The following is a 26,308-nucleotide window of genomic DNA, read 5'->3' on the forward strand; positions in this document are numbered from 1 at the left end:
GCGGGGCCCGAGTGGGGTGGGGCCTACTTCCAGGTGAGGCCCTTCTTGTCGTTCAGGGAGCTGTAGGGCTCGCCCCAGTACTCGGCGCCGACCACCTTGGTCTCGGCCGAGGGGGCCAGGGCGACGGCGCAGTTGGTCTGCGACTTGCCGTTGGTGAAGTCACGCGGCAGCGAGTCCTCGCCGCACTTCTCGAACGTGCCGATGATCGAGATGCCCTGGGCCTCGCTGCCGTCCGGGAGGAGGCCCCTGATGTGGCTCACGGAGGTGTGCGACAGGTCGGTGGTGCCGACGTTCTTGACCGAGTAGCGGATGTAGTACGGAACCATCCCCTTGGCCTTGTCACCGAGCTTGAGCGGGGCGAGGTCGGAGGCCTGGCCCCGCTCGATGCCGGTCACGGTGAGGGCGATGGTGCCGCCCTTGTCCGTGCCGTACTTGAACGGGACGGTGGCCGCCTCGCCGATCTTGAAGCTCTGGCCGGGCTTGGCGGTACCCGCGGTCCCGGGGGCCGGTGCGTCGCCGCCTCCGGCCGACGGGGAGGCGCTCGTGTCGGGCTCCGTGGACTTGGAGGGCTGGGCGGCGGCCGAGGAGCCCGCCGGCGCCGGGTCCTTCTCCTCGTTGCCGCTCTTGCAGCCGGTCAGGGCCAGGCCGACGACCGCCAGGCCGATGAAGCCGACGGCGGTACCGCGCGTGCCTATGGTGCTCACTGTTCTCGTCCCCCATGAATGTGCGACGGGCATCTGGATGTGCGGAGGGCATCGCGTCGAACGCGACGCCTTATGCGATCTTGATAACGCACAAAAGGCCGCGATTGCCAGGTGGTCGGGGGCTCGTGACGTGTTCAATACAAGACCGGCACACTTGGGTCCGTTTCGTGGAGATCAGTTGCGCAGCCGCAGGCCCCGCGGGGTCGCGTGGAAGCCGGCCGCCTCCAGGGCCGGACCCAGGGGCGAGGTCAGCGCCGGGGCGGCGTTGATCCGCTCCACCGTCAGGTCGGGGACGGTGCCCGCGCGCGAGGCCGCGACGAGCGCGGCCGTCGCCGCCGCGAGGCGCGGATCGTCCGCCGGCGGCCAGGACAGCAGGGTCTTGCCACCACGCTCCAGGTACAGGGTGAGTTCGCCGTCGACCAGCACCACGAGGGAGCCCGCCTTGCGTCCCGGCTTGTGGGTGGCGTCGGCCGGGGGCTCGGGCCAGGGCAGGGCCGCGCCGTACGCGTTCGCCGGGTCGGCCGCGGCCAGGACCACCGCCGCCAGCGGAGGCGGGGTGCGCTCGGCCGCCCGCAGCCGGTCCACCGCGCCGTCCATCGCGAACTGGGCCGCGCCCAGCCCCTCGACCACATAGCCCCGGCGGGCCTGACCGCTGTCCTCGAAGGCCGACAGGACCCGGTAGACCGCGCTGAAGCCGCCCTGCACCCCCTCCGCCGCGACCGCGCCCCGGGTGACCACACCGTGCCGGTCCAGCAGGGTGCGGGCCAGGGCGTGGGCCCGATGGGTGGGGTCCGGGGCGTGCGTCGGCAGAAGGGACCAGCGCCCCGAGACCGTGGGCGGGCCCGTACGGGACACGGTGGCGCCCAGGGTGCCGTAGCGGCCGCGCGGGACGGTGCGCCGCGCCCGATGGGCGGTGGCGCCCGCCGTGCGGCCCGAACCCAACAGGGACCGCAGCGGGGCCAGGGTGTCGTTGGTCAGCCGGCCCGACCAGGCCAGGTCCCAGACGGCTGAGGAGAGTTCGGCGTCGGAGACCGCGGGGTGCCCGGCCCGCACGGCCTCGGTGAGCTGGCGGAAGAACAGGCCGTACCCGCCCGAGAGGGCGTCCAGGACGGCCTGGTGGATCGGGGTCGTCTCCAGCGGATGCGCCGGCGGCAGGAGCAGGGGCGCCGTCTCCGCGAGGTAGAGGGAGACCCAGCCGTCCTTGCCGGGCAGCGCCCCCGCGCCGGCCCAGATCACCTCGCCGGTGGTGGTCAGTTCGTCCAGCAGGGTCGGGGAGTAGCCCGCGACCCGGGAGGGCAGGATCAGGCGCTCCAGCGCGGAGGCCGGCACCGGGGCACCCTGGAGCTGCTCCACCGCCCGGGCCAGGCCGTCGATCCCGCGCAGGGTCCCGCCCAGGTGCTGCCACTGGGGCAGGAACGTGGCCAGCGCCGTCGGCGGCACGGGTTCCAGTTCCTGCCGGAGCGCGGCCAGCGAGCGGCGGCGCAGCCGGCGCAGCACGGCCGCGTCGCACCACTCCTGACCGATGCCGGCCGGATGGAACTCGCCCTGGACCACCCGGCCCGACGCGGCGAGCCGGTGCAGGGCGCCGTCGGTGACGGCCCCGCCCAGGCCGAGGCGGGCGGCGGCCGCGGCCGTGGTGAACGGTCCGTGGGTGCGGGCGTACCGCGCCAGGAGATCGCCGAGCGGGTCCTTGACCGGTTCGGTGAACGCCTCGGGGACCCCGACCGGGAGTGCGGTGCCCAGGGCGTCGCGGAGCCGGCCGGCGTCCTCGATCGCGGCCCAGTGCTCGGCTCCGCCGATCCGTACCCGGATGGCCCGGCGGGCGGCGGCGAGTTCACCGGCCCAGGAGGAATCGGCCCCGCGCTCGGCCAGTTCGGCGTCGGTCAGCGGGCCCAGCATGCGCAGCAGGTCGGCCACCGACTCGGCGTCCTTGGCCCGACGGTCCTCGGTGAGCCACTGGAGCTCCCGCTCCAACTCCTCCAGCACCGAGGCGTCGAGCAGCTCGCGCAGCTCCGCCTGGCCGAGGAGTTCGGCGAGCAGGCGGGAGTCCAGCGAGAGCGCGGCGGCCCTGCGCTCGGCCAGCGGGGAGTCGCCCTCGTAGAGGAACTGGGCGACGTAGCCGAAGAGGAGGGAACGGGCGAACGGGGAGGGCTCGGGCGTGGTGACCTCGACCAGGCGGACCCGGCGCGCCTCGATGTCCCCCATCAGCTCGGTCAGACCGGGCACGTCGAAGACGTCCTGGAGGCATTCCCGCACGGCTTCCAGCACGATCGGGAAGGATCCGAACTCAGAGGCCACCTGGAGGAGTTGCGAGGCGCGCTGACGCTGCTGCCACAACGGGGTCCGCTTGCCCGGATTGCGGCGCGGCAGCAGCAGGGCGCGGGCCGCGCACTCGCGGAACCGGGAGGCGAACAGGGCCGAGCCGCCCACCTGGTCGGTGACGATCCGGTTGATCTCGCCGTGGTCGAAGGCGACGTCGGCGGCGCCCAACGGGGCCTTCTCGTCGTCGAACTCGAAGGGCCGGTCGGGCTGCGCGGGGTCGTGGTCCAGCAGGTCCATGCTCAGCAGGTCGGCGTCCGGAAGGCGCAGCACGATGCCGTCGTCGGCGTGCATGACCTGCGCGTCCATTCCGTACCGCTCGGCGAGGCGGGCGCCGAGGGCGAGCGCCCACGGGGCGTGCACCTGCGCACCGAAAGGGGAGTGGACCACCACCCGCCAGTCACCCAGCTCGTCGCGGAACCGCTCCACCACGATGGTGCGGTCGTCGGGGACGTGGCCACAGGCCTCGCGCTGCTCGGAGAGGTACGCGAGGACGTTGTCCGAGGCCCAGGCGTCCAGGCCGGCCGCCAGGAGGCGCAGTCGGGCGTCCTCGTCGCTCAGGGCCCCCAGCTCGCGCAGGAACGCGCCCACGGCCCGGCCCAGTTCGAGGGGGCGGCCCAGCTGGTCGCCCTTCCAGAAGGGCAGCCGCCCGGGAACCCCCGGGGCGGGCGACACCAGGACCCGGTCCCGGGTGATGTCCTCGATCCGCCAGGAACTGGTGCCCAGGGTGAAGACGTCCCCGACGCGGGACTCGTAGACCATCTCCTCGTCGAGCTCACCGACCCGACCACCCCCCTTCTTCGGGTCCGCGCCCGCGAGGAAGACGCCGAAGAGCCCCCGGTCCGGGATCGTGCCGCCGGAGGTGACCGCCAGCCGCTGGGCGCCCGGCCGGCCGGTGATCGTCCCCGCGACCCGGTCCCACACCACGCGCGGTCGCAGTTCGGCGAACGCGTCCGACGGGTAGCGGCCCGCCAGCATGTCCAGGACCGAGGTGAACGCCGAGTCGGGCAGCGCCGCGAACGGCGCGGCCCGCCGCACCAAGGCCAGCAGGTCGTCCAGTTGCCAGGTGTCCATGGCCGTCATCGCGACCAGTTGCTGGGCCAGGACGTCGAGCGGATTGGACGGGACGCGCAGCGCCTCGATCGCGCCGGTGCGCATCCGCTCGGTGACCACCGCCGCCTGCACCAGGTCCCCCCGGTACTTGGGGAAGACCACACCGGTGGAGACCGCGCCCACCTGGTGTCCGGCGCGGCCCACGCGCTGGAGCCCGGAGGCCACCGAGGGCGGGGACTCGACCTGCACCACCAGGTCCACCGCGCCCATGTCGATGCCCAGTTCCAGGCTGGAGGTGGCGACCACGGCCGGCAGCCGGCCCGCCTTGAGGTCCTCCTCGACCAGCGCCCGCTGTTCCTTCGACACCGAGCCGTGGTGCGCGCGGGCCAGCACCGGCGGGGCGCCCCGCGCGGCCCCGGACTGGGCCATGATCTCGGCGGGCGGGGCGTCCTCGGGCAGCTTCTCGCCCGTGGCGCGCTCGTACGCGATCTCGTTGAGCCGGTTGCAGAGTCGCTCGGCGAGCCGGCGGGAGTTGGCGAACACGATCGTCGAGCGGTGCGCCTGGACGAGGTCCGCGATCCGCTCCTCCACATGCGGCCAGATGGACGGCTTGTCACCGCCGTCCTTGCCCTCGGACGCGGGGGAGCCCCCCAACTCGCCCATGTCCTGGACGGGGACGACCACCGACAGGTCGAACTCCTTCGTCGAGGGCGGCTGGACGATCTCCACCTTGCCGCGCGGCGCGAGGTACCGGGCCACCTCGTCCACCGGACGGACCGTCGCCGACAGGCCGATCCGACGGGCCGGACGCGGCAGCAGCTCGTCCAACCGCTCCAGCGACAGGGCGAGATGGGCACCGCGCTTGGTCCCCGCGACCGCGTGCACCTCGTCCAGGATCACCGTCTCGACGCCCGCCAGGGCGTCCCGGGCGGCCGAGGTCAGCATCAGGAACAGGGACTCGGGGGTGGTGATCAGGATGTCCGGCGGTCGGGCCACCAGGGACCGGCGCTCGGCGGGCGGGGTGTCCCCGGACCGGATGCCGACCCGGATGTCCGGCTCCGGCGACCCCAACCGGACGGACTCCTGCCGGATGCCGGTCAGCGGGCTGCGGAGATTGCGCTCCACGTCGACGGCCAATGCCTTCAGCGGCGACACGTACAACACCCGGCAGCGCTTCTTCGGCTCGGCGGGCGGCGGGACGGACGCCAGCCGGTCGAGGGCGGCCAGGAAGGCCGCCAGGGTCTTCCCGGAGCCGGTGGGCGCCACGACGAGCACGTCCGACCCGGCCCCGATGGCCCGCCAGGCACCCTCCTGCGCGGCCGTGGGCGTGTCGAAGGCCCCCGTGAACCACGAGCGGGTCGCGGGGGAGAACGAGTCGAGCGCGCTACCGGACATGCCCCCATCGTGCACCCGGCCACTGACAACCGGCCGGACCTGCGCAAACGCGCCGCGCTCCCGGGGCGCAGAATGGGGGGATGGGCACGGACGAGGGCCGCCGGGAATGGGCACGGCACTGGCAGCACGCGGAGCTGCCGGGCCTGGACCTGCTGCGCGCCCACTACGTACGGCACACCTTTCCGCGCCACGCCCACGACGGGTACGTCATCGCGGCCGTCACCGGCGGCATCGAGGAGATCGGCCTGCCCGGCACCACCCTGCGCGCCGGCCCGGGAAGCGTGGTCCTGATCAACCCCGAGGTCCCGCACACCGCCCGCGCCGGCGTCCCCGAGGGCTGGGCGTACGCCACCCTCTACCCGTCCCGGGAGCTGATCACCGAGGTCGCCGCCGAGATCGGCACCCTGCGGGGAACGCCGGGCTTCACGGTCGACATGGTCACCGATCCGCACACCTCCCGGGTGATCACCGAGGTGCACCGGGCCGCCGAGGCCGGCAACGCGCTGGCCGCCGACACCCTGCTGCGGAGCGCGGTCGCGCGGATGCTGACCCGGCACGCCGGACCGCTGCCGGCCCGCGAGTCCCGCCGGGCGGGCGCAGCGGACGCCGAGCGGGCCCGGATCGTGCTGGAGGACCGGATGGTCGAGCCGCCCTCGCTGGAGCGGCTCGCGACGGAACTGGGCACGAGCCCGTTCGCCCTGCTGCGGGCCTTCCGGGAGCGCTACGGGATGCCCCCGCACACCTGGCTCACCGATGCCCGGGTCCGGCGGGCGCGCCGGCTCCTGGACGCGGGCACCCCGCCGGCCGAGGCGGCGGTCGCCGTCGGCTTCACCGACCAGCCGCACCTGAACCGCCACTTCACCCGGATCGTGGGCGTGCCCCCGGGCGCGTACCGGAGGGAGCGGGCCGCCGGGGGCTCCGCCGCCTAGGCGCCGGTCCGCGCCCGAAGTCCGAGACGAGCGGGGACCCGGGCCGCAAGAACGTACAAGACCGGATCACCCCACCCCGCCTAGGTTCACGGGGTGGGAGAACATCAGATGGTGATACGAGAGGCCCCCGACGAAGGGGTCGCCGACAAGCCGCGGGCCGCCGTCATCCGGGACGCGCTCGGTGTCGGCGTGGCCGTCGGGCTGTCCGGGTTCGCGTTCGGGGTGACCGCGGCCGGGGCGGGCGTGAGCGTGCTCCAGGCCTGTGTGCTGAGCCTGCTGGTGTTCACCGGGGCCTCGCAGTTCGCGCTGGTCGGGGCGCTGGCGGCGGGCGGGAACCCGTTCACCGCCGCTGCCGGGGCGTTCTTCCTCGGCACCCGCAACGCCTTCTACGGGTTGCGGCTTTCGCAGTTGCTGTCCCTCCCCAGGGCGGTACGGCCCTTCGCCGCGCACTGGGTGATCGACGAGACCACCGCCGTGGCCCTGGCCCAGCGCGACCGGAAGTCGGCCCGGCTCGGCTTCACCGTGACCGGGTTGACCCTCTACGTCCTGTGGAACCTGACCACGCTGCTGGGCGCCCTCGGCGCCGAGGCCATCGGGGACACCCGCGTGTGGGGGCTGGACGCCGCCGGGCCCGCCGTGTTCCTGGCCCTGCTCGCGCCGATGCTGAAGACCTCCACCGAGCGGGCGGTGGCCGCCCTCGCCCTGGTGCTCGGGCTGGGCCTGCTGCCCGTGCTGCCCTCCGGGGTGCCCGTGCTGATCGCGGCGCTGGCCGCGCCGATCGTGCTGTGGATGAAGGGGCGCCGCTCGTGAACGTCTGGATCGCCATCGCGGTGACCGTCGTCGGCTGCTACGCGGTCAAACTCGCCGGTCTCCTCGTCCCCGCCGAGGCCCTGGAACGGCCCGTGGTGCGCCGACTCGCCGCGCTGCTGCCCGTCGCCCTGCTCGCCGCGCTCACCGCCCAGCAGACCTTCAGCACCGGGCAGGAACTGGTGCTGGACGCCCGGGCCGCCGGGCTGGCCGCCGCCGGGATCGCCCTGCTGCTGCGCGCCCCGTTCCTGGTGGTGGTCGGGGCCGCGGTCGCCGTCACCGCGGGGCTGCGGGCCCTGACCGGGTGACCGGGTCGAGCGGGCGACCGTACGCCCGCAGGGTCAGCAACGCCTCGACCGTGACGATCGGCCGCCGCTCCAGGGAGCTGCCCGGCGCCCAGGCCCTGCGACGCACCGGCCAGCCGCCGTCCTGCTGCTGCTCGGCGGCGAGGAAGTCCAGGGCGCCCTCCATCTCCGCGTCGGTGAACCATCCCCGGGCCAGCGACTCCGGGCGGCGCGCGAAGTCGTACGGGAACAGCCGCTCGTCCGGCGCGTAGCCCGCGGCCGGAGGCTGCTCCTCGCGGCGCTCCGGATCCAGCACCACGAGCCCCCGCTCCCGCACCAGCCGCCCGAGCCGGTCCGCGGCCGCCGCCGCACGACCCCGGTCGGGCACCCCGTCGAGGAAGGCGACCGCGCTCTGGATCTCGTACGGATGCGAGTGGCGCAGGGTCTCGACCCGGTCCCAGCAGAAGTCCGTGGCCCGGAACAGCCACGCGTGCCAGACCCGGTTGCGGTGGAGCAGGCCGACGATCGGCCCCGTCGTCAGCAGCTCGCTCGGGGGATCGTCGCGCATCGGGTGGTAGGGGGCCGCCGGGTAGTCGCGCGGGGCCGGGAAGACCAGGGGGAGCGCGCCCTCCGGGGTGGAGACCAGGGTCAGGTGGCGGCAGAGCCGCTCGATGCGCCGGCCCGTGCAGCGGCCCAGGGCGTCGAGGACGCGCAGGGCGTGCGCGGTGTGCAGGGGCTGGCTCAGCGGGCCGCGCAGGTCCGGGTCCAGCGCGTGACCGTAGCCCCCGTCCGCGCCCAGGTACGCGCCGAGGGCGGCGTCCACCGCGTCGGCGTCCCCGCCGAGGAAGTGGAACGCGAACCGGCGCTGCTCCAGGACCCGGGCGGTGAGCCAGATGAACTGCTCGGCACGGGCCAGCGGGGCGATCGGGGCCGGTGAGGCCGCCGGGGCCGGCGAGGACGCTTCGTCTCCAGGCATGCGTGAAACCGTAGGACGCACGGATGCGGCGGCGGGGCCCGAACGCGGTGGGTGCACTCTCCGGGGCGCGATACTGGTGGCATGCGGTTGACGAATTTCTGGGAACGGATGGCCGAGCACTTCGGCGCGGGCTACGCGGACTCCTTCGCGCGGGACCACGTCATGACGGAACTCGGCGGACGCACCGTCCACCAGGCCCTCGACGCCGGCTGGGAGGCCAAGGACGTGTGGCGCGCGGTGTGCGCGGCGATGGACGTGCCGGCCTCGCTGCGCTGAGCCGAGGGCCCGTTTCCTCGCGAGCGCCGCAGGTGGGACACACTGGGCGGCGTGGCAGCGACAGAAGAGACGACCGAACAGCCCGCGCCGGGCCCCGCCGATCCCGGAGAGCGGCCGCGTGACGGCGGCCCGGACCGGGTGCCGTCGCCCGCGGGCCCCACGGCCGAGGCGCGGATGCCGCGGTGGCTGCCGCGCGCGGTGATCCTCGTACTGGCCCTGGTCGCCTGCTTCCAACTCGGAAGCTGGGCCTTCCACCAGCTGATCGGGCTGCTCGTCAACATCCTGATCGCCTTCTTCCTCGCCCTCGCGATAGAGCCCGCGGTGGCGCGGATGGCGGCCCGCGGCATGCGCCGCGGGTTCGCCACCTTCCTGGTCTACCTGGGCGTTCTCGTCGCGACCGCCGGATTCGTCGCGCTGCTCGGCTCGATGCTCGCCGGGCAGATCGTGGACATGGTGGAGGGCTTCCCGAAGTACCTGGACTCGGTGATCGGATCGATCAACGACACCTTCCACACCGAACTGTCCCGGCTGTCGATCCAGGACAGCCTGCTGCACTCGGACTGGCTGCAGAAGTACGTGCAGAACAGCGCGACCGGCGTGCTCGACGTGTCCGCCACCGTCCTCGGCGGGCTCTTCAGGCTGCTGACGATCGGGCTGTTCTCCTTCTACTTCGCCGCCGACGGCCCGCGACTGCGCCGCGCGCTGTGCTCCGTGCTGCCGCCCGGCAAGCAGTCGGAGGTGCTGCGCGCCTGGGAGATCGCCGTCGCCAAGACGGGCGGGTACCTCTACTCGCGCGGGCTGATGGCGCTGATCTCCGGGATCGCGCACTACATCCTGTTCGCGGTCCTCGGTGTGCCCTACGCGCCCGCCCTCGCGGTGTGGGTGGGGCTGGTGTCCCAGTTCATCCCCACCATCGGCACCTACCTGGCGGGCGCGCTGCCGATGCTGATCGCCTTCACGATCGACCCCTGGTACGCGCTGTACGTCCTCGGATTCGTGGTGGTCTACCAGCAGTTCGAGAACTACGTGCTCCAGCCCAAGCTGACGTCGCGGACCGTGGACATCCATCCGGCGGTCGCCTTCGGCTCGGTCATCGCGGGCACCGCCCTGCTCGGTGCGGTCGGGGCGCTCATCGCGATCCCCGCCGTCGCCACGCTCCAGGCCTTCCTCGGCGCGTACGTGAAGAGGTACGAGCTGACGGAGGGCGCGGACGCCTCTACTTCTTCGCGTCCGCGTCGGCGAGTACGGCTGCCAGGGCTTCGGTGACGGTCGCCTCGACGGCGGCCTTGTCCACGCCCAGGCCGCTCAGCACGCCCTCGCCGTTCTCCAACTCCAACAGGGCGAGCAGGAGGTGCTCGGTGCCGACGAAGTTGTGGCCCAGCCGCAGGGCCTCGCGGAAGGTGAGCTCCAGGGCCTTCTTGGCGCCGACGTCGAAGGGGACGAGGTCGGGCACCTCCGCGACGGCCTCCGGCAGCGCGGCGCCGGCGGCGGCGCGGACGTCGTCCGCCGCGACCCGCTGGGCCCGCAGGGCCTGACCGGCGAGCGACTCGGGGTCGGCGAGCAGGCCGAGGACCAGGTGCTCGGTGCGGATCTCGGTGTTGCCGGCGGCGCGGGCCTCGTTCTGCGCGGTCATCACGACGTTGCGGGCACGGGGGGTGAAACGGGCGAAGCCCTGCGCGGAGTCGAGGTCGCCCTCGGCACCGTCGCCCTTGTCGCTCTTGGGGACGAAGCGCTTCTGGGCGGCCTGGCGGGTGACGCCCATGCTGCGGCCGATGTCGGTCCAGGAGGCGCCGGAGCGGCGGGCCTGGTCGACGAAGTGGCCGATGAGGTGATCGGCGACGTCCCCGAGCGCCTCGGCGGCGACGACCGCGCCGCTGAGCTGCTCCAGGGTGTCGGAGTGGACCTTCTTGATGGCCTCGATGAGGTCGTCGAGGCGTACCGGATTGGTCATGCGAACGGGTTCCACGGGTGGGTTCGTCATGTAGGCAACCGTAGGTTGACGGTCGATCGACTGTCAACCCTGAGTTGTCAGTCGATCCGCCGTTCCGTCGTTCGCGCCGTTTCTTCGTCTTGTCGTTCGCGGCTCCGGCTCCGGCTCCGTGGTCGGCGCGGCCGGGTCGCGGGAAGGGGGCCGGCGTGTCCGCAGGGCCGACTGCCGCGCTCGGCGCGCCACGTTCCGTATCGGATCGGCTACGTTACGCACGTGCGCGATGGGCGCGCCCGGAGTGGAGGAGACCGCAGTGACGACATCGGAAGACGAGCGGACGGGCGGCCCCGAGGCCCGGCTCGGATTCGAGCCCGGTCAGGTCGTCCAGGAGATCGGCCTGGGCGACGACGTCGACGAGGAGCTGCGCGCGGGCATCGCGCGGGTCATCGGTCAGGAACTGGTCGGCGAGGACTACGACGACGTCGTGGACGTCGTCCTCCTGTGGTTCCGGGAGGAGGACGGCGACCTCACCGACGGACTCGTCGACTGCATCGCGCTGCTGGAGGACGGTGGCGTGATCTGGCTCCTCACCCCGAAGGTCGGGCTGGACGGACACGTCGAGCCCAGCGACATCGCCGAGGCCGTGACGACGGCCGGCCTCTCGCAGGCCCGGCCGGTCAGTGTGACCAAGCGCTGGGCCGGAGCCAGGCTCACCACCCCCAAGTCCCGGAGGTAGGGCGGGCGGCGGCGACGTCCGCCCGGTGACCGGTCGATCCGCCCGAGGGGTGGATCGACCGGTCTTTCGCGTCGCGTCGTATCGACCGGTCTTTCGCGTCGCGTCGGGCGCGGGGAATCGCATGGGGGTGCGGGGGTTCGGATCCGGCCACGCCTTCGGTGATAACGGCTTTCCTCGACTCGCCATGCCCTCTTGTGGGTTGGTCGCCGGCTCTTAACAATGCGCATGACAACCGAAGGATCTTCGGTCGCATTGTCACGGGCGAACCCAGCCCTCGATTCGAGAGGGGAACCCCCCACGTGAACAAGCCTCTCGCCGGCGCCCTGCTCTCCGCGCTCCTGATGGGAGCGTCGGCGGCCCCGGCCGTGGCCTCCGTACCCCTGGAGGAGAAGGCGGCCCCGGCCGTCGCCGTCACCTTCGCGGGAACGGTCGCGCTCAGCAACTGTTCCGGCTCCGTGGTCCGCGCCCCCGCCTCCCAGCCGAACGACCCCGCCCTGGTCCTCTCCAACGGACACTGCCTGGAGACCGGCTTCCCGGCGGCCGGCGAGGTCGTCAAGGACCGGGCGTCCAGCCGCTCCTTCTCGCTCCTCAACGCCTCGGGTTCCAAGGTGGCGACCCTCCGGGCAAGCAAGATCGCGTACGGCACGATGACCGACACGGACGTGTCGATCTACCAACTCACCAAGACGTACGCGCAGATACAGAGCCAGTACGGCATCGGCGCGCTCACCCTCAACGACGTCCGCCCGGTGCAGGGCTCGGCGATCAAGGTGGTGTCGGGGTACTGGAAGCGCACCTACAGCTGCAACGTCGACGGGTTCGCCTACCGGCTCAAGGAGGGCGAGTGGACCTGGAAGGACTCGGTCCGCTACACCTCGGCCTGCAACACCATCGGCGGCACCTCGGGCTCACCGGTGATCGACACGACGACGGGCAAGGTCGTCGCCGTCAACAACACCGGCAACGAGGACGGCGGCCGGTGCACCGACAACAACCCGTGTGAGGTGGACCAGAACGGCAACGTGACGGTCCGTCGGGGCATCAATTACGCCCAGGAGACGTACACGATCGTCCCCTGCATAGGCGCCGGCAACGTGATCGACCTGAACCGCCCCGGCTGCGCGCTGCCCAAGCCGTAGCACTCCCGTGACCGCCCGTCGTCGCGTCCGCCGTCTGCCGGTGCGCGCGGGGGCGGGCGGTCGTGCGTCGCCACCCGGCCGTCGCCGCGTCGCCGCCGGGCCGGTCAGGCCGGGTGCAGCACGGCCGCGGCGATCTCACGGACCCGGTCGAGGGTGATCCCGGTGCGCTGCTCGACGGCGAGGGGGTGCGCGGTGGGCTCCAGCTCGATGAACGGGCGCCGCCCCACCGGGCGCGTGTGGCAGGTCGTCCTCAGGTTGACGGTGCCGGGGGAGTAGAGCGCGAGTTCCGTGCTGAGCCACCCGAAGCAAGGCTTCTCGGCCTCGCGGCCCTCCGCGTGCCACAGGTCGAGGGCGCGGCCGAAGCTCTCCTTGCTGAGCGAGATCCAGACGCCCCACGAGAAGACGTCGCCGCTGTCGACCACGGGTATCTCGATCAGGCCCCTGATGAAGAAGTGCCGACCCTGGATGACGCACTGCTCGGACGACAGCGTGCTGTCCGGGTCGGCCTCGAAGGCTGGATTCCAGGCCTCGGGCGCGAGCGTCGAGTAGCTCAGGGGGAGCTCCGCGTGGTGCTCGCCGCAGCGTGTACACGTGAATCCGAGATCGTTGGCCATGCCGCGAGCCTAATGAACCGATCGCGGCGGAAGGCTCGCGGGCCGCTCGCCCGCCCGGTGGTCGGCCGCTCTCCGCCCGTCCGCCGGGCCGCCCGCCCGTCGCCCCGCCCGCCGCGCGTGCCGGAGGTGCCGGGCGTGACGGAGCGGATGCTTCCGGATCCTTGTTCGCCGGCCCACCCTCGGGTGGGCCGGCGTGCCCTCCTCACGGCCGCGCCGGCCGTCACGGCAGGTCGGAGGCGGGCGGGGTGGGGTGGGTGTGGTGCGCTTGACAGGGAAATCGAACATCCATTCTCATGAGTTATCCACAGCTGAGCAGTGCGTGGGAGCGCATTGTCAGTGGCAGGCGTTAGCGTCAATGGCGTGAAGCGATCGACTCAAGCAAATCGGGTGGAACCCATGGCAGGCACCGACCGCGAGAAGGCTCTTGACGCCGCTCTCGCACAGATTGAACGGCAATTCGGCAAGGGTGCGGTCATGCGCCTCGGCGACAAGCCGAACGACCCCATCGAGGTCATCCCCACCGGGTCGACCGCGCTGGACATCGCCCTGGGCGTCGGCGGGCTCCCCCGCGGCCGTGTGATCGAGGTGTACGGACCGGAGTCCTCCGGTAAGACCACCCTGACCCTGCACGCCGTGGCCAATGCCCAGAAGGCCGGCGGCACCGTCGCCTTCGTGGACGCCGAGCACGCGCTGGACCCCGAGTACGCCAAGGCCCTCGGCGTCGACACCGACAACCTCATCCTGTCCCAGCCGGACACCGGCGAGCAGGCGCTGGAGATCGTGGACATGCTGGTCCGCTCCGGTGCCCTCGACCTGATCGTCATCGACTCCGTCGCGGCGCTCGTGCCGCGCGCCGAGATCGAGGGCGAGATGGGTGACTCCCACGTGGGTCTCCAGGCTCGACTGATGAGCCAGGCGCTCCGGAAGATCACCGGTGCCCTCAACCAGTCCAAGACCACCGCCATCTTCATCAACCAGCTCCGCGAGAAGATCGGCGTCATGTTCGGCTCGCCGGAGACCACCACCGGTGGTCGCGCGCTGAAGTTCTACGCCTCGGTGCGTCTCGACATCCGCCGTATCGAGACCCTGAAGGACGGCACGGACGCGGTCGGCAACCGCACCCGCGTCAAGGTCGTCAAGAACAAGGTCGCGCCGCCGTTCAAGCAGGCCGAGTTCGACATCCTCTACGGCCAGGGCATCAGCCGCGAGGGCGGCCTGATCGACATGGGCGTGGAGCACGGCTTCGTGCGCAAGGCCGGCGCCTGGTACACGTACGAGGGCGACCAGCTCGGCCAGGGCAAGGAGAACGCTCGCAACTTCCTGAAGGACAACCCGGCCCTGGCCGACGAGATCGAGCGGAAGATCAAGGAGAAGCTGGGCGTGGGCGTGCGCAAGGACGCCGAGGCCCCCGCCGAGACCGGCGCGGACGCCCCCGCCGATGCCGCGGCCGTGCCCGCCCCGGCATCGAAGGCGAAGACGACGGCCAAGGCCGCCGTAGCCAAGAGCTGACCCGTGCGGGAGCAGGAAAGGGGCGGCGGAGCCGGTCGGGAGGGCCGCCGGGAGGGCGGTCGTGAAGCCCGCGGCGCGCTGCCGCCCCAGAGTCCCGAGGAGCAGGCGCGGGCGATCTGTCTGCGCCTGCTCACCGGGATGCCGCGAACCCGGCGGCAACTCGCGGACGCCTTGGAGAAGCGAGGCATCCCCGAGGAGGTGTCACAGGAGGTCCTCTCCCGGTACGAGGAGGTGGGCCTGATCGACGACGCCGCCTTCGCCGGTGCCTGGGTGGAGTCCCGCCACCGGGGCCGGGGCCTGGCGCGACGGGCGCTCGCGCAGGAGCTGCGGACCAAGGGAGTACACGCCACCCTCGTACAGGAGGCGTTGGAACAGCTGGACTCCGAGCAGGAGGAAGAGACGGCCCGGGAGCTCGTGGAGCGCAAGCTCCGCTCGACCAGGGGCCTGGAGCGGGACAAGCGGATCCGGCGCCTCGCCGGGATGCTGGCCCGCAAGGGGTACCCGGAGGGCATGGCCCTGCGGGTGGTCCGCCGCGCGTTGGAGACGGAGGACGCCGACGATGTCGACGCCCCCGAGTACTCCGGCGGCTGAACCGGTCTCCTGCCCGGCCCGCGGGGGGACGGGCGGCGGGCCGGTGCGGCGGCCGAGAGCGGGCAGGTGGGCCGGCAATGGGCAGGCCGGGCGGGCAGGCAGGCCCGGGCTGGTGTGCCCGGGCTTGCGCGTACGAGGTGCGTCAGACGGCGGTGGTGGGGAGACCGGCCGATCTCCAGGCCTGGAAGCCGCCCGTCAGGTCCGTCGCCCGGTGGAGTCCCAGGGCGTGGAGGGAGACCGCGGCCAGGGTGGAGGCGTAGCCCTCGTTGCAGATGACGACGACCTCGATGTCATGTCCCGTCGCCTCGGGGAGCCGGTGCGACCCCTGGGGGTCGAGGCGCCACTCCAGTTCGTTGCGCTCGACGACCAGTGCGCCCGGGATCAGGCCGTCACGGTCGCGTAGCGCCTGGTACCGGATGTCCACGAGGAGCGAGCCCTCGCCGGAAGCGGCGTACGCCTGCTCCGGCGAGACCCGGGTGTAGGTGGTCCTGAGACGGTCGACGAGGGCGTCGATGCCCTCCGGCGCGGCGCTCACTGCCAGTCCGTCGGACGCTCGACGTGCTCCAGCCGCAGGACCTGCCCGCTGCGGCTGTAGCGGCGGATCAACGGGAGCGGTGGGTAGTACGCGTGGACGGAGACGGCGTGCTCGGCCGGGGACTCGTTGAGCACCTCGTGCACGTGGTGCAGGCCGAAGCTGCGGCCCGTGCCCTCGGTCAGATCGCGCCAGCGGTCCACGTCGGGGGCCAGTTCGAGGGACTTCCAGCCTTCCGAGGGAAGGCGGACGGCCAGGGAGTGTTCGGTGAGCCGGCCGCGCGCGGTGGCGAACGCGCCCCGCGACTCGGCGTGGTCGTGCCAGCCGGTGCCGGTGCCCGGAGGCCAACCGATCAGCCAGGCCTCGCTGCCGCCGGGCCCGTTCAGCCGTACCCACGTACGGCCCTCGGGGTCGAGCGGGAGCGAGCCCACGATCTCGGGGTCCGCCGCAGTGCGCAGCGCGAAGTCGAGAAGCTCGGCGGTCGTCGGACCGGCCGAGATCAGGGTGGGGGAAGACATGGAATGACCGTCCTGGAGGTTCGCGAAGATGCGCGCGATCCCGGAAGGGCACGGGGCGCGCGGGGGAAAGGGCGAATCAACAGGAAGGGCGACACACGCAGCCCGCGTAGCGGAGCAGGTCCATGTGAACCCTCCGCCACAGGCGTACGTCGTTGCCGGTCATGTCCGCGAGTCAAGCACGTGAGCGGGAGACCGGTCAATCGATCACGGAGGTGGGCGTGGTCACGGCCGGGGTGATCGAGGGCGCGCGCGCCGGTTCGGGCGCCCCGCCGCGGACGGCGTCCGCCGCCTCGTACAACTCCGCCGGGCGGACCCCCGCGAAGGTCGCCGCCAGGTGGCCGTCGGGCCGTACCAGCAGCACGGTGTGGGCCGGAGCCCCCGGATAGCTGTCCGCGACCAGCAGGTCCGCGCGGGTCGGGAGCGCGCTGACCGCCGCCGCGAGCCGGGGCATCAGACCGGCGCCGAGCCAGTGGCGGCGGTCCCAGACCCCGGTGCCCGGGGCGACGAGGAGCACCAGCAGCCGGCCCCGGCCGAGCAGGTCGCGCAACGGCACGGTGGTGCCGTCGGGAGCGGTCACCGGGACGTCGGCCACCGGGCCGCCCGGTTCCGTGGCCGTCGGGACCTCCCGTACCGCCACCGGTGGGGCGTACGCGGGCTCCGCGCCCAGCGGTCCCCGGCCGAGGTGGCCGTCGGTGAGCAGACCCTCGGCGGAGCGCGCCGCGCCGGGGAGGTAGGTGCGCAGGCCGCCCCCGCCGCGCAGCGCGGGCATGGCCTGGTCGGCGGCGCGCAGCCGGGCGGCGACCGCCCTGCGGCGCTCGTCCTCGTACCCGTCGAGCAGCGCCTCGGAAGCCCCCTGGTGCCAGGCCACCGCCAGCCTCCAGGCCAGGTTCTCGGCGTCCCGCAGTCCCTCCTCGACGCCCTGGGTGCCCAGCGCGCCCAACAGGTGCGCCGCGTCCCCGGCGAGGTAGGCCCGGCCGTCGCGCCAGCGCCGGGCGAGCCGGTGGTGCAGGGTGTGCACCCCGGTGTCGATCAGGTCGTACGGGGGAGTCGTGCCCCCGCACCACGCCGCGAGGGTGTCCCGGATGAGGGTCACCAGGGCGTCGGGGGTGACGAGTTCGCCGCGCGAGGGGAGCAGCCAGTCCAGCCGCCACACCCCGTCAGGCAGCGGGCGGGCGGTGACCTCGTGGTCCGCGCCGCGGTGCAGCAACGCCTCACCGGGCCAAGGGAGTTCGGTACGCAGCGCGGCCACCGCGTGCCGTTCCACGGCGGTCCGGCCGGGGAAGCGGATCCCGAGCAGCTTGCGGACGGTGGAACGGGCCCCGTCGCAGCCCACGAGGTGGCTGCCGCGCCACCAGGTCGTCTCGCCGCCCCGGGTGTGCGCGGTGATGCCGCGCTCGTCCTGTTCGAGGGCGTCCAGCCGACAGTCGGTCACCAGCCGGACCAGCGGATGCGCGCCGGCGGCGTCGCGCAGTCCGCGCGTCAGGGCGTGCTGGGGCAGGTGCAGCGGGGCCGGGTGGTCCTCGAAGGTGATCCGGTGAGAGTCCCGGCCGCGCCGCATGGTGCGCCACGCGGCGAAGTAGGCGCCCTCGTCGCGCAGTGTCGTACAGCCGAGTCGGTGTGCCATCGCGGCGGTGTCGGCGTGCAGGACGACGGAGCGGGCGGGGCGGGGGTCGTCCTTGCCCGGGCCCTCGTCGAGTACGACGGTGGGTACGCCCGCGCCGGCCAGGGCGAGGGACAGCGCGAGCCCGACGGGGCCCGCGCCGACGACGATCACCGGGTCCATGACGCGGCTCCCGATGTCCGGTATGTGATCACACAACGTATGCAACCGACTGGAAGTGCCTGCGTCAAGTGACACTCGTCGGCGCAACGCGGTGTGGTGCGACGGAAGGTCTCCGCCGCACCACACAGGCTACGCACCATGACTGACTTGGTGTCAGCCGACCCGTCGGTCAGGCACCACCACTGTTGGCGCCGGTGGCCATGTCGTCGACCCGCACCGGGACCACGGCGCCGGTGCCCCGCTTCGACCTGCGCTGCCTGCTCTCCATCCAGGACGCGAAGCTGGTGAGGGCGAAGTTGACCGCGACGTAGATCAGCGCGATCACCACGAAGGTCGCGATCGTGTTGCTGTAGTTCGCCGAGATCTGCCGGGACATCGACATCAGCTCGCCGAGGCCGAGCAGCGTGCCGCCGAGCGCGGTGTCCTTGAGGATCACGACCAACTGGCTGACCAGGGCCGGCAGCATCACGGTGACGGCCTGCGGGATCAGCACGTGGACCATGGTCTGGCCCTTGCGCATGCCGATCGCCTTGGCGGCGTCGGTCTGCCCGTTCGGGAGGGACAGCACGCCCGCCCGGACGATCTCGGCGATCACCGAGGCGTTGTACAGCACCAGGCCCGTGACCACCGCGTACAGCGGGCGGACGTCGGAGGACACACCGCTGTACTGGACGTACAGGGCGTAGCCGAACAGCATCAGCATGAGCACCGGGATGGCGCGGAAGAACTCGACGAACGCGCCGACGGGGACCCGGACCCAGGCGTGGTCGGACAGCCGGCCGATGCCCAGCAGGGCGCCCAGCGGCAGGGCGATCACCATGGCGATCACGCCGGCCTTGAGGGTCTCCAACAGGCCGGGGATCAGGAACGTCGTCCAGATCTGGCTGTCGGTGACGAAGGGGCTCCACTTGTCGGCTTCGAGCTGGTTCTTCTCGGCCATGAGCCCCAGCGCCCACCACACGGCGAGGCCGAGGAGCACGAGGAAGACGCCGGAGTAGATCCAGTTCCGGGCCTTCGCCTTCGGACCCGGTGCGTCGTACAGCACGGACGTCATCGCTTCACCGCCGCTCGCTTGGCCACCCAGCCCAGCAGCAGGCCGGTGGGCAGGGTCAGCAGGACGAAGCCCAGGGCGAAGACCCCGAAGACGGCGAACAGCGCGTCGGCCTCGTTCTCGATCATTTCCTTCATCAGCAGGGCCGCTTCGGCCACGCCGATGGCCGCGGCCACCGTGGTGTTCTTGGTGAGCGCGATCAGTACGTTGGTGAGCGGCGCGATGACCGCCCGGAAGGCCTGGGGGAGCACGATCAGCCGGAGCACCTGGAAGAAGCTCAGGCCCAGCGCGCGCGCCGCCTCGGCCTGGCCCACGGGCACCGTGTTGATGCCCGAGCGCAGTGCCTCACAGACGAAGGTTCCGGTGTAGGCCGTCAGTCCCAGGACCGCCAGTCGGAAACCGGTCTCCTTGAACGTGGTGCCGCCCAAGGTGATGCCGAGGGTCTCGCTGAGACCCAGCGAGCAGCCGATGATCACCAAGGTCAGCGGGGTGTTGCGCACCACGTTGACGTACGTGGTGCCGAAGCCGCGCATCAGCGGGACCGGGCTGACCCGCATTCCCGCCAGGGCGGTGCCCCATATGAGGGACCCGATCGCCGAGTAGAGGGTGAGCTGAACCGTCACCCAGAAGGCTCCGAGCACGTCGTACTGCCCGGAATCAAGAAAGTCGAACACGTTGCCCTGCGCTCTCCCCAGGATGGCCGGTGAGGGGCGCCGCCGCCCGCGGCAGGCGGGCGGCGACGCTCCTCACCGAGGAATCAGCTGCCTTCGGTGATCTGCGGGGCAGGCTCGTTCTTGTAGCCGGCGGGGCCGAAGTTCGTCTTCACGGCCGCCTCCCAGGCGCCGTCCGAGACCATCTTCTTGAGCGCGGCGTTGATCTTGGTCTGGAGCTCCTTGTCGCCCTTCTTCAGACCGATGCCGTAGTTCTCGTTGCTCAGGCTCAGCCCGGCCAGCTTGAACTTGCCCTTGTTCTTCTCCTGCGCGGCGAAGCCGGCCAGGATGGAGTTGTCCGTGGTCAGGGCGTCGACGGCCTTGCTCTCCAGGGCGGTCAGGCACTCGGAGTAGCCGGCGTTCTGCTTGAGGTCGGCCTCGGGGGCCAGCTTCTCCTTGACGTTCTGCGCCGAGGTGGAGCCGGTGACCGAGCAGAGCTTCTTCTTGTTCAGGTCCTCGGCCTTGGTGATCGACGTGTCGTCGGCGCGGACCAGCAGGTCCTGGTGCGCGATGAGGTACGGGCCGGCGAAGTCGACCTTCGCCTTGCGCTTCTCGTTGATCGAGTAGCTCGCGACGACGAACTTCACGTCACCGTTGGAGATCAGGTTCTCGCGCTCGGCGCTGATGGCCTGCTTGAACTCGATCTGGTCGGGCTGGTAGCCGAGTTCCTTGGCCACGTAGGTCGCCACGTCGACGTCGAACCCGGTGAACTTGCCGTCCGGGGTCTTCAGACCGATGCCGGGCTGGTCGAACTTGATGCCGATGACGACCTTGTCCTTCTTGGCGCCACCGCTCGAACCGGCTTCGCCGGACGCCTTGTCGCCGCTGCCGCCACAGGCGGTCGCGGTCAGTGCGAGAGCCACGGCCGCGGCGACGGCCGCTCCGGCCTTGTAAAGCTTCATGGTGAACTTCCCTCGGATGAGACGTGGTTGAACGCCGAGCGAGACGTGTCGCGTCGGCGGGCCCGGTCGTGTCAGGGTTCTGACACCGGATCACTACCAGACGAGACCGTCAGTGATGCAGGATCTTCGACAGGAAGTCCTTGGCGCGGTCGCTGCGGGGGTTGCTGAAGAACTGCTCGGGCACCGCCTCTTCGACGATCTTTCCGTCGGCCATGAAGACGACCCGGTTGGCGGCGGAGCGGGCGAAGCCCATCTCGTGCGTGACGACCACCATGGTCATCCCCTCCCGGGCGAGCTGCTGCATGACCTCCAGCACCTCGTTGATCATCTCCGGGTCGAGAGCCGACGTCGGCTCGTCGAACAGCATCACCTTCGGGTCCATCGCCAGTGCGCGGGCGATGGCCACGCGCTGCTGCTGACCACCGGAGAGCTGCGCCGGGTACTTGTCCGCCTGGGAACCGACGCCGACGCGGTCGAGCAGCGCCTTCGCCTTCTCCGTCGCCTCCGCCGCGTTCGTCTTGCGGACCTTCAACTGGCCCAACATGACGTTCTGCAGGACCGTCTTGTGCGCGAACAGGTTGAACGACTGGAAGACCATGCCGACATCGGCTCGCAGTCGCGCCAATTCCTTGCCCTCGGAGGGCAGTTCCTTGCCGTCGACCGTGATGGTTCCCGAGTCGATGGTCTCCAGCCTGTTGATCGTCCGACACAACGTGGACTTGCCCGATCCCGAGGGACCGATCACCACGACGACCTCACCGCGGGCAATGCTCAGATCGATGTCCTGAAGCACGTGCAGCGCGCCGAAGTGCTTGTTGACGTTGCTCAGTACGACCAGGCTGTCCGCGGCAGCGGCCGCGTCCTGTACGTCCTTGGTCACTGATACTCCGCTCATCGGCTTCTTGCTCCGTCCTCCGTCGGTTGGGAGGACAGTAGTGACGAGGCACGCACACCGTCATCACATCTGAGGGAGAATTGAGCATAACGATCCGGCCTCGCCCGGATACGCTCCGTGCGCGATACCCACGACGGCGCCCCTGTACTCGTACCGGGTGCATAACGGAAGACTCGCGGGCGCGGAACTCCCTTGACGTGGGACTCTGCATCAGCGTGGATGCATGGTGGCCATGAAACCGACATGACGCCGCAATGAAACCGCCACAACGGCGCCACCCGCCGACCGGACGGGACGGACGAGGGAAGGGTGACGCAGTGAGACTGCTGCTCGTCGAGGACGACGACCACGTCGCCGCCGCGCTGTCCGCGATCCTCGCCCGGCACGGCTTCCGGGTGACCCACGCCCGCAACGGCGAGGAGGCGCTGCAGGCGCTCCTGCCGGCCGACGCCCCGCCCTTCGGCGTGGTCCTGCTCGACCTGGGCCTGCCCGACCAGGACGGCTACGAGGTGTGCGGCAAGATCCGCAAGCGCACCGCCACCCCCGTGATCATGGTGACCGCGCGTGGCGACGTGCGCTCACGCATCCACGGCCTGAACATGGGCGCCGACGACTACGTGGTCAAGCCCTACGACACCGGCGAACTCCTCGCCCGGATCCACGCCGTCGCCCGCCGCACCGGCGCCTCCGAGGAGGCCGCCGCCACCGGCACCGGAGCCCCCGCCATCGTCCGGCTCGGCCCGGTCAGCATCGAGCTGCCCACCCGCCGGGTCACCGTCGACGGCACCGACGTACCGCTCACCCGCAAGGAATTCGACCTGCTGGCCCTGCTCGCACAGCGGCCCGGCGTCGTCTTCCGCCGCGAACAGATCATCAGCGAGGTGTGGCGCACCAGCTGGGAAGGCACCGGCCGGACCCTGGAGGTCCACGTCGCCTCGCTGCGCTCCAAGCTGAGCATGCCCGCACTCATCGAGACCGTCCGCGGGGTGGGCTACCGGCTCGTCACCCCGGCCGCCCCCTAGCGGGGTCCCGTCGTGCGCGCCCGACTGCTTCCGCTCCTCGTCGTCCTCATGGCGGGCGTCCTGCTCGCGCTCGGCTTCCCGCTCGCCGTCAGCCTCGCCGCCGGACAACAGCAGCGGGTCGTGGTCGACCGGATCGACGACAGCGCCCGCTTCGCCGCCCTCGCCCAGTTCGTCATCGACGCCGAGGGCTCCGGCTCCACCGGCGCCGACGAACGCCGCGACACCCTCCAACTGGAACTCGCCCGCTACCAGGAGCTGTACGGCATCCGCGTCGGCATCTTCTACCGCGACGACAACGCCATGGCCCGCGCGCCCGGCTGGTGGCAGCTCCCCGATTCCAGGGAGGGGCGCCGCGCCTTCGAGGACGCCCTCGCCGGGCGGCGCAGCCACGACCCGGGCCAGGTGTGGCCCTGGCAGACCGACGGCAGGCTCCTCGTCGTCTCCCCGGTCGTCCTCGACGGCGATGTCGTCGCCGTCGTCGCCACCGAATCGCCCACCGACCAGATGCGGGGCCGGATCCTGCAGGGATGGCTCCTCATCGCGGGCGGCCTCGCCGCCGCCATGCTGGTCGCCTTCGGAGCCGCGCTGCGGCTCACCAGTTGGGTGCTCAAGCCCGTCCAGACCCTGGACGCCGCCGCCCACGGCATCTCCACCGGCAAGATGAACTCCCGGGTCGCGGCCGACAGCGGACCGCCGGAACTACGACGACTGGCCCACTCGTTCAACGAGATGGCGGACAACGTCGAAGAGGTGCTGGAGCAGCAGCGGGCGTTCGTCGCGGACGCCTCCCACCAACTGCGCAACCCGCTCGCCGCGCTGCTCCTGCGCATCGAACTCCTCGCCCTCGAACTTCCCGAGGGGAACGAGGAGATCGCCTCGGTGCGCACCGAGGGTAAACGCCTGACCCAGGTCCTCGACGACCTGCTCGACCTGGCGCTGGCCGAGCACGCCGCCGCCGAGATCTGCCTGATCGACATCGGCGGGCTGGCCGCCGAGCGGGTCACCGCGTGGCGCCCCTTCGCCGAGGAGAAGGGCGTGGAGCTCACCGAGCCCGGCCCGGAGGCCGTCACCGGCTGGGCCGACCCCATCGCCCTGTCCAGCGCCCTCGACGCCGTCATCGACAACGCCCTCAAGTTCACCCCCCGCGGAGAACGCGTCGAGGTCGAGGTCTCCACCGAGGGGCGCTCCGCGCTCGTCACCGTCGCCGACCGGGGCCCCGGCCTCACCCCCGAGGAACTGCTGCGCGTCGGCGACCGCTTCTGGCGCAGCGGACGCCACCAGAACATCAAGGGCTCCGGGCTGGGCCTGTCCATCTCCCGTGCCCTGCTCGCCTCGGGCGGCGGGTCCCTCGCGTACGAGACGAACCCGCCGCACGGACTGCGGGTGACGGTGGCCGTTCCGCACACCGACCCCCACGCGGACTAGTCAGGCCGGTTCACTCGGCATCGTCCCAGGCCAGGGCGGTGCGGGCCGGGTCGGACAGCGCGTACAGCTCGTCCACGGCCCGTACCTCGAAGGTTGCCGCGCGTTCCCGTCCGGCGCGGATGACGGCCGGCAGGTGCAGGGCCGCGCCGCAGGTGCCGCCTTGGAAGCGGCGGGCCCCGTCCGGCAGCAGGCGGTACACCTCGTGGTGGCGGATCGGCCCGGGCGCGCGGCGCCACGACAGGCGGACCGAGGCCTCGCCGTCCCGCTGGGCCGACGCGTCCACCCGCAGCGCGCTCGGGGCGGCGGGCCCGCGCCGCACGGCGGTGTCGTGGACCGACAGGGCCCCGAGCCGCCAGCGCACCGGTCCCGTCCCGCGAGCCGTGATCCGTACGGCCAGGGCGTACGCGGTTCTCCCGGCCCGCGCCCCGAGAGCGACCCGGTCGGTGCGCCAGCCCGGACCGGAGCCGGGGCCGTCGATCCCGAACCAGGTGTACGGGACCGGCTCGCCCGGGCCGGCGGGCTCGCGCACGGCGACGCCCACCTCCACGGTGACCGGGACGCCGCCCGGGGCGCGGGCGTGGACCAGGTCCAGGACCGTCGTACCGGTCAGGGGCAGCCGGGTGGCGTGCAGCCCGACGGCGACGGGCGCGGTGAGGACGCCGTCGACCAGGAGGCTGGAGCCGCCGCGCCACGCCTCGTCGAAGTCCAGGGTGACCGAGGGCCGCGGGCCGTCGGTGTCGACCACCCAGCGCCGCCCGGGCAGCACGTCCTGGAGGCCGAGCCGGTTCCAGGGCGCCGACGAGGTGACCTCGCCGGCCTCGTACCAGCGCTCCCCGTGCCCCGTGTTGAACGAGCAGCCGAAGGGGAGCGCGGTGACGGTGGAGCGGTCGGCGACGACGGTCGCGGGCGCGCGCCAGCCGCTCTCCGGCGCCGGGCGGGCCGGGTCCAGGGAATCGCCCGTCCAGAACCGGTCGTCGGCCCGGTGGAAGGCGCCCGGGGACCGGTCGGTGAGGTGGTTGCGCGTCCACTCGGGCCGGTAGAACCCGATGCCGACGACATGGTCCCGCCCGCGCGGGACGATGGCGTCCCAGTCGACCTCGGCGTTCCAGCCGCGGGACTCGGTGTCCACCGCCGCCCACAGTTCGTGACGGCTGCGGCCCAGTCGTTCGGCGAGGGCGCCGGACTCCGCCAGGGTCCGGGCCGTCCAGCGGAAGTCCACGAACATGCTGTCCGCGACCGTCCCGAACCGGTCCTCGAAGAAGTCCCGGTTCAGCTCGTTCAACGCCCCCTGCCACCCGACCCGACCGGTGGTGTTCATCGCGTCGTACCAGGTGACACGCAGCCCGTGCGCTGCGCCCGCCGCCCGCAGGGCGCGCAGGAACCCCCGCGTCCGGCTCGCGAGCGCGCTGTCCCCGCCGTCCGTCTCGGCGTTGACGAACCAGCCGTCGAACCCGTACGTCCGCGCCACCCGGACGAGTTTCTCCGCGATCGGGAACCGGCCCGAGGCGTCCCGCCGCACCAGGTCGCGGGTCCACCGCAGGTCACCGCCGTACGCGACGGGCGGCAGGAACACGTTGCCCAGCACCCGGACCCCGTTGCGATGGGCCGCGTCGACCACGGGCGCGTTCGGGGCCAGCACGATCCCCTCCCCGGACGACCCTCCCCAGAAGACCAGTTCGTCGATGTACGCCCAGTGCGTGAGCGCGTAGTGGTCGGCGGTCGCGGAACCCTGCGACGGGTTCCCCGCGGTCGGCCCGAAGGACACCAGCGAGGAGATCCGGGCCTGCCCGAGCCGGGCGCCGGGATGCGGCGGCACGGGAGTGAAGCGGCGCGCGAGGGGCACCGTGGCGGTGTTGTGGGCCAGGTCGGGATCCGAGGCGGGACTCCAGGCGCTGAGGGAACGCCAGGTGATCCCGGGGCCGGGGGTTCCCTCCGGGAGCGAGTCCGGGAACCAGTACGAGGCGTACGGGGCGAGATCCGCCGGGGGCGTCGGGCCGCCGGTCGCCGGCACGGCCGTGCCGCCGGCCATCCGCTCCCCGGCGGCCGTCCCCTCCCCGGCGGCCATGGCTCGCGCGGGCCATGCCTGCGCGGCGGCGATCCCCGCCCCGGCTGTGAGCACCGCTCGCCGGGTCGGCCGGGCGGGGTACCTGCGAGGGAGCGGAGCGGTGTGCGGGTCGACACCGCGATCGGGCTCTGACATGCGGGGCTCCT

25 protein-coding genes are annotated in these 26,308 nt (G+C 72.3%); 11 read left to right on the plus strand and 14 right to left on the minus strand.

Annotated features, from left to right (window positions below; all coding sequences use genetic code 11):
- Positions 1-23: 23 nt before the first annotated feature.
- Positions 24-704, minus strand: coding sequence for a hypothetical protein (locus tag ACFYW3_RS00070; RefSeq protein ID WP_389385072.1), 681 nt, complete (start codon positions 702-704; stop codon positions 24-26).
- A 174-nt stretch (positions 705-878) separates the two neighbouring features.
- Positions 879-5,471, minus strand: coding sequence for an ATP-dependent helicase (locus ACFYW3_RS00075; RefSeq protein ID WP_389385073.1), 4,593 nt, complete (start codon positions 5,469-5,471; stop codon positions 879-881).
- 80 nt (positions 5,472-5,551) lie between these two features.
- Here ACFYW3_RS00075 and ACFYW3_RS00080 point away from each other — a divergent pair, with 80 nt between their 5' ends.
- From ACFYW3_RS00080 to ACFYW3_RS00090, 3 genes are all read left to right on the plus strand, one after another.
- Positions 5,552-6,400 carry an AraC family transcriptional regulator gene (locus ACFYW3_RS00080; protein ID WP_351750644.1) on the plus strand — a complete coding sequence of 283 codons (849 nt, stop codon included), beginning with the start codon at positions 5,552-5,554 and terminating at the stop codon, positions 6,398-6,400.
- A 108-nt stretch (positions 6,401-6,508) separates the two neighbouring features.
- Entirely contained in the window at positions 6,509-7,210 is a 702-nt protein-coding gene (locus tag ACFYW3_RS00085) for an AzlC family ABC transporter permease (protein ID WP_389385074.1), read from the plus strand.
- Positions 7,207-7,515, plus strand: coding sequence for an AzlD domain-containing protein (locus ACFYW3_RS00090; RefSeq protein WP_351750648.1), 309 nt, complete (start codon positions 7,207-7,209; stop codon positions 7,513-7,515). Before ACFYW3_RS00085 ends, ACFYW3_RS00090 begins: the two co-directional genes overlap by 4 nt.
- On the opposite strand, the gene ACFYW3_RS00095 is transcribed toward ACFYW3_RS00090, so the two are convergent.
- Entirely contained in the window at positions 7,484-8,467 is a 984-nt protein-coding gene (locus ACFYW3_RS00095; protein WP_389385075.1) for a hypothetical protein, read from the minus strand. The genes ACFYW3_RS00090 and ACFYW3_RS00095 overlap by 32 nt on opposite strands.
- Positions 8,468-8,548: 81 nt before the next feature.
- Between ACFYW3_RS00095 and ACFYW3_RS00100 the strand changes: the two genes are divergently transcribed.
- On the plus strand, positions 8,549-8,743 hold the full coding sequence (locus tag ACFYW3_RS00100; protein WP_351750652.1) for a DUF3046 domain-containing protein: 195 nt from the start codon (positions 8,549-8,551) through the stop codon (positions 8,741-8,743).
- Between the two features lie 174 nt (positions 8,744-8,917).
- Positions 8,918-10,009: an AI-2E family transporter gene (locus ACFYW3_RS00105; protein ID WP_053682255.1), complete on the plus strand. Its 1,092-nt coding sequence runs from the start codon at positions 8,918-8,920 to the stop codon at positions 10,007-10,009.
- Here ACFYW3_RS00105 and ACFYW3_RS00110 read toward each other — a convergent pair.
- Complete coding sequence (locus ACFYW3_RS00110) at positions 9,960-10,724, minus strand: Clp protease N-terminal domain-containing protein (RefSeq protein ID WP_351750654.1); 765 nt, start codon at positions 10,722-10,724, stop codon at positions 9,960-9,962. The genes ACFYW3_RS00105 and ACFYW3_RS00110 overlap by 50 nt on opposite strands.
- A gap of 229 nt (positions 10,725-10,953) precedes the next feature.
- On the opposite strand from ACFYW3_RS00110, the gene ACFYW3_RS00115 reads away from it, so the two are divergent.
- The gene (locus ACFYW3_RS00115) at positions 10,954-11,406 is read left to right on the plus strand and encodes a DUF3052 domain-containing protein (RefSeq protein WP_053682257.1); all 453 of its coding nucleotides are present in this window, start codon (positions 10,954-10,956) and stop codon (positions 11,404-11,406) included.
- Positions 11,407-11,705: 299 nt separating this feature from the next.
- Positions 11,706-12,545, plus strand: coding sequence for a serine protease (locus ACFYW3_RS00120; RefSeq protein ID WP_351750655.1), 840 nt, complete (start codon positions 11,706-11,708; stop codon positions 12,543-12,545).
- 104 nt (positions 12,546-12,649) lie between these two features.
- Here the strand turns inward: ACFYW3_RS00120 and ACFYW3_RS00125 are convergent, their stop codons facing one another.
- A complete protein-coding gene (locus tag ACFYW3_RS00125) occupies positions 12,650-13,159 on the minus strand; it encodes a DUF2199 domain-containing protein (protein WP_389385076.1) in 510 nt (169 codons plus the stop codon).
- 396 nt (positions 13,160-13,555) lie between these two features.
- Here ACFYW3_RS00125 and recA point away from each other — a divergent pair, with 396 nt between their 5' ends.
- Positions 13,556-14,668, plus strand: coding sequence for a recombinase RecA (gene recA, locus ACFYW3_RS00130; RefSeq protein WP_351750659.1), 1,113 nt, complete (start codon positions 13,556-13,558; stop codon positions 14,666-14,668).
- Between the two features lie 3 nt (positions 14,669-14,671).
- Positions 14,672-15,259, plus strand: coding sequence for a recombination regulator RecX (recX, locus tag ACFYW3_RS00135; RefSeq protein WP_389385077.1), 588 nt, complete (start codon positions 14,672-14,674; stop codon positions 15,257-15,259).
- 142 nt (positions 15,260-15,401) lie between these two features.
- Here the strand turns inward: recX and ACFYW3_RS00140 are convergent, their stop codons facing one another.
- The 8 genes from ACFYW3_RS00140 to ACFYW3_RS00175 form a co-directional block, all read right to left on the minus strand.
- A complete protein-coding gene (locus tag ACFYW3_RS00140) occupies positions 15,402-15,794 on the minus strand; it encodes a rhodanese-like domain-containing protein (RefSeq protein WP_389385078.1) in 393 nt (130 codons plus the stop codon).
- A complete protein-coding gene (locus ACFYW3_RS00145) occupies positions 15,791-16,309 on the minus strand; it encodes a cysteine dioxygenase (protein WP_389385079.1) in 519 nt (172 codons plus the stop codon). Before ACFYW3_RS00145 ends, ACFYW3_RS00140 begins: the two co-directional genes overlap by 4 nt.
- Before the next feature lie 76 nt (positions 16,310-16,385).
- Complete coding sequence (locus tag ACFYW3_RS00150) at positions 16,386-16,472, minus strand: putative leader peptide (protein WP_311318651.1); 87 nt, start codon at positions 16,470-16,472, stop codon at positions 16,386-16,388.
- A gap of 33 nt (positions 16,473-16,505) precedes the next feature.
- Positions 16,506-18,092, minus strand: coding sequence for an FAD-dependent monooxygenase (locus ACFYW3_RS00155; protein WP_351750663.1), 1,587 nt, complete (start codon positions 18,090-18,092; stop codon positions 16,506-16,508).
- Positions 18,093-18,261: 169 nt separating this feature from the next.
- On the minus strand, positions 18,262-19,146 hold the full coding sequence (locus tag ACFYW3_RS00160; RefSeq protein ID WP_389385080.1) for an amino acid ABC transporter permease: 885 nt from the start codon (positions 19,144-19,146) through the stop codon (positions 18,262-18,264).
- A complete protein-coding gene (locus ACFYW3_RS00165; RefSeq protein ID WP_053682264.1) occupies positions 19,143-19,817 on the minus strand; it encodes an amino acid ABC transporter permease in 675 nt (224 codons plus the stop codon). The genes ACFYW3_RS00160 and ACFYW3_RS00165 overlap by 4 nt, the downstream gene beginning before the upstream one ends.
- A gap of 83 nt (positions 19,818-19,900) precedes the next feature.
- Positions 19,901-20,755 carry a glutamate ABC transporter substrate-binding protein gene (locus ACFYW3_RS00170; RefSeq protein ID WP_389385081.1) on the minus strand — a complete coding sequence of 285 codons (855 nt, stop codon included), beginning with the start codon at positions 20,753-20,755 and terminating at the stop codon, positions 19,901-19,903.
- Between the two features lie 109 nt (positions 20,756-20,864).
- Positions 20,865-21,650: an amino acid ABC transporter ATP-binding protein gene (locus ACFYW3_RS00175; protein ID WP_053682266.1), complete on the minus strand. Its 786-nt coding sequence runs from the start codon at positions 21,648-21,650 to the stop codon at positions 20,865-20,867.
- A gap of 317 nt (positions 21,651-21,967) precedes the next feature.
- Here ACFYW3_RS00175 and ACFYW3_RS00180 point away from each other — a divergent pair, with 317 nt between their 5' ends.
- Together ACFYW3_RS00180 and ACFYW3_RS00185 are read left to right on the plus strand one after the other, a co-directional pair.
- Positions 21,968-22,672: a response regulator transcription factor gene (locus tag ACFYW3_RS00180; protein WP_389385082.1), complete on the plus strand. Its 705-nt coding sequence runs from the start codon at positions 21,968-21,970 to the stop codon at positions 22,670-22,672.
- 12 nt (positions 22,673-22,684) lie between these two features.
- Complete coding sequence (locus ACFYW3_RS00185; protein ID WP_389385083.1) at positions 22,685-24,097, plus strand: ATP-binding protein; 1,413 nt, start codon at positions 22,685-22,687, stop codon at positions 24,095-24,097.
- A 10-nt stretch (positions 24,098-24,107) separates the two neighbouring features.
- On the opposite strand, the gene ACFYW3_RS00190 is transcribed toward ACFYW3_RS00185, so the two are convergent.
- Complete coding sequence (locus tag ACFYW3_RS00190; RefSeq protein WP_389385084.1) at positions 24,108-26,297, minus strand: endo-beta-N-acetylglucosaminidase; 2,190 nt, start codon at positions 26,295-26,297, stop codon at positions 24,108-24,110.
- Between the last annotated feature and the right edge of the window lie 11 nt (positions 26,298-26,308).

This window comes from Streptomyces sp. NPDC002602 (genome assembly GCF_042889445.1).
GTDB lineage: Bacteria > Actinomycetota > Actinomycetes > Streptomycetales > Streptomycetaceae > Streptomyces.

Bases quoted from the DNA above. Each gene is read 5' to 3' on its own strand.
- ACFYW3_RS00075 (WP_389385073.1), bottom strand. From the start codon at position 5,471: ATGTCCGGTAGCGCGCTCGACTCGTTCTCCCCCGCGACCCGCTCGTGG.
- ACFYW3_RS00080 (WP_351750644.1), top strand. From the start codon at position 5,552: ATGGGCACGGACGAGGGCCGCCGGGAATGGGCACGGCACTGGCAGCAC.
- ACFYW3_RS00085 (WP_389385074.1), top strand. From the start codon at position 6,509: ATGGTGATACGAGAGGCCCCCGACGAAGGGGTCGCCGACAAGCCGCGG.
- ACFYW3_RS00095 (WP_389385075.1), bottom strand. From the start codon at position 8,467: ATGCCTGGAGACGAAGCGTCCTCGCCGGCCCCGGCGGCCTCACCGGCC.
- ACFYW3_RS00100 (WP_351750652.1), top strand. From the start codon at position 8,549: ATGCGGTTGACGAATTTCTGGGAACGGATGGCCGAGCACTTCGGCGCG.
- ACFYW3_RS00105 (WP_053682255.1), top strand. From the start codon at position 8,918: ATGCCGCGGTGGCTGCCGCGCGCGGTGATCCTCGTACTGGCCCTGGTC.
- ACFYW3_RS00110 (WP_351750654.1), bottom strand. From the start codon at position 10,724: ATGACGAACCCACCCGTGGAACCCGTTCGCATGACCAATCCGGTACGC.
- ACFYW3_RS00115 (WP_053682257.1), top strand. From the start codon at position 10,954: ATGGGCGCGCCCGGAGTGGAGGAGACCGCAGTGACGACATCGGAAGAC.
- ACFYW3_RS00125 (WP_389385076.1), bottom strand. From the start codon at position 13,159: ATGGCCAACGATCTCGGATTCACGTGTACACGCTGCGGCGAGCACCAC.
- recA (WP_351750659.1), top strand. From the start codon at position 13,556: ATGGCAGGCACCGACCGCGAGAAGGCTCTTGACGCCGCTCTCGCACAG.
- ACFYW3_RS00145 (WP_389385079.1), bottom strand. From the start codon at position 16,309: ATGTCTTCCCCCACCCTGATCTCGGCCGGTCCGACGACCGCCGAGCTT.
- ACFYW3_RS00150 (WP_311318651.1), bottom strand. From the start codon at position 16,472: ATGACCGGCAACGACGTACGCCTGTGGCGGAGGGTTCACATGGACCTG.
- ACFYW3_RS00155 (WP_351750663.1), bottom strand. From the start codon at position 18,092: ATGGACCCGGTGATCGTCGTCGGCGCGGGCCCCGTCGGGCTCGCGCTG.
- ACFYW3_RS00160 (WP_389385080.1), bottom strand. From the start codon at position 19,146: ATGACGTCCGTGCTGTACGACGCACCGGGTCCGAAGGCGAAGGCCCGG.
- ACFYW3_RS00170 (WP_389385081.1), bottom strand. From the start codon at position 20,755: ATGAAGCTTTACAAGGCCGGAGCGGCCGTCGCCGCGGCCGTGGCTCTC.
- ACFYW3_RS00175 (WP_053682266.1), bottom strand. From the start codon at position 21,650: ATGAGCGGAGTATCAGTGACCAAGGACGTACAGGACGCGGCCGCTGCC.
- ACFYW3_RS00190 (WP_389385084.1), bottom strand. From the start codon at position 26,297: ATGTCAGAGCCCGATCGCGGTGTCGACCCGCACACCGCTCCGCTCCCT.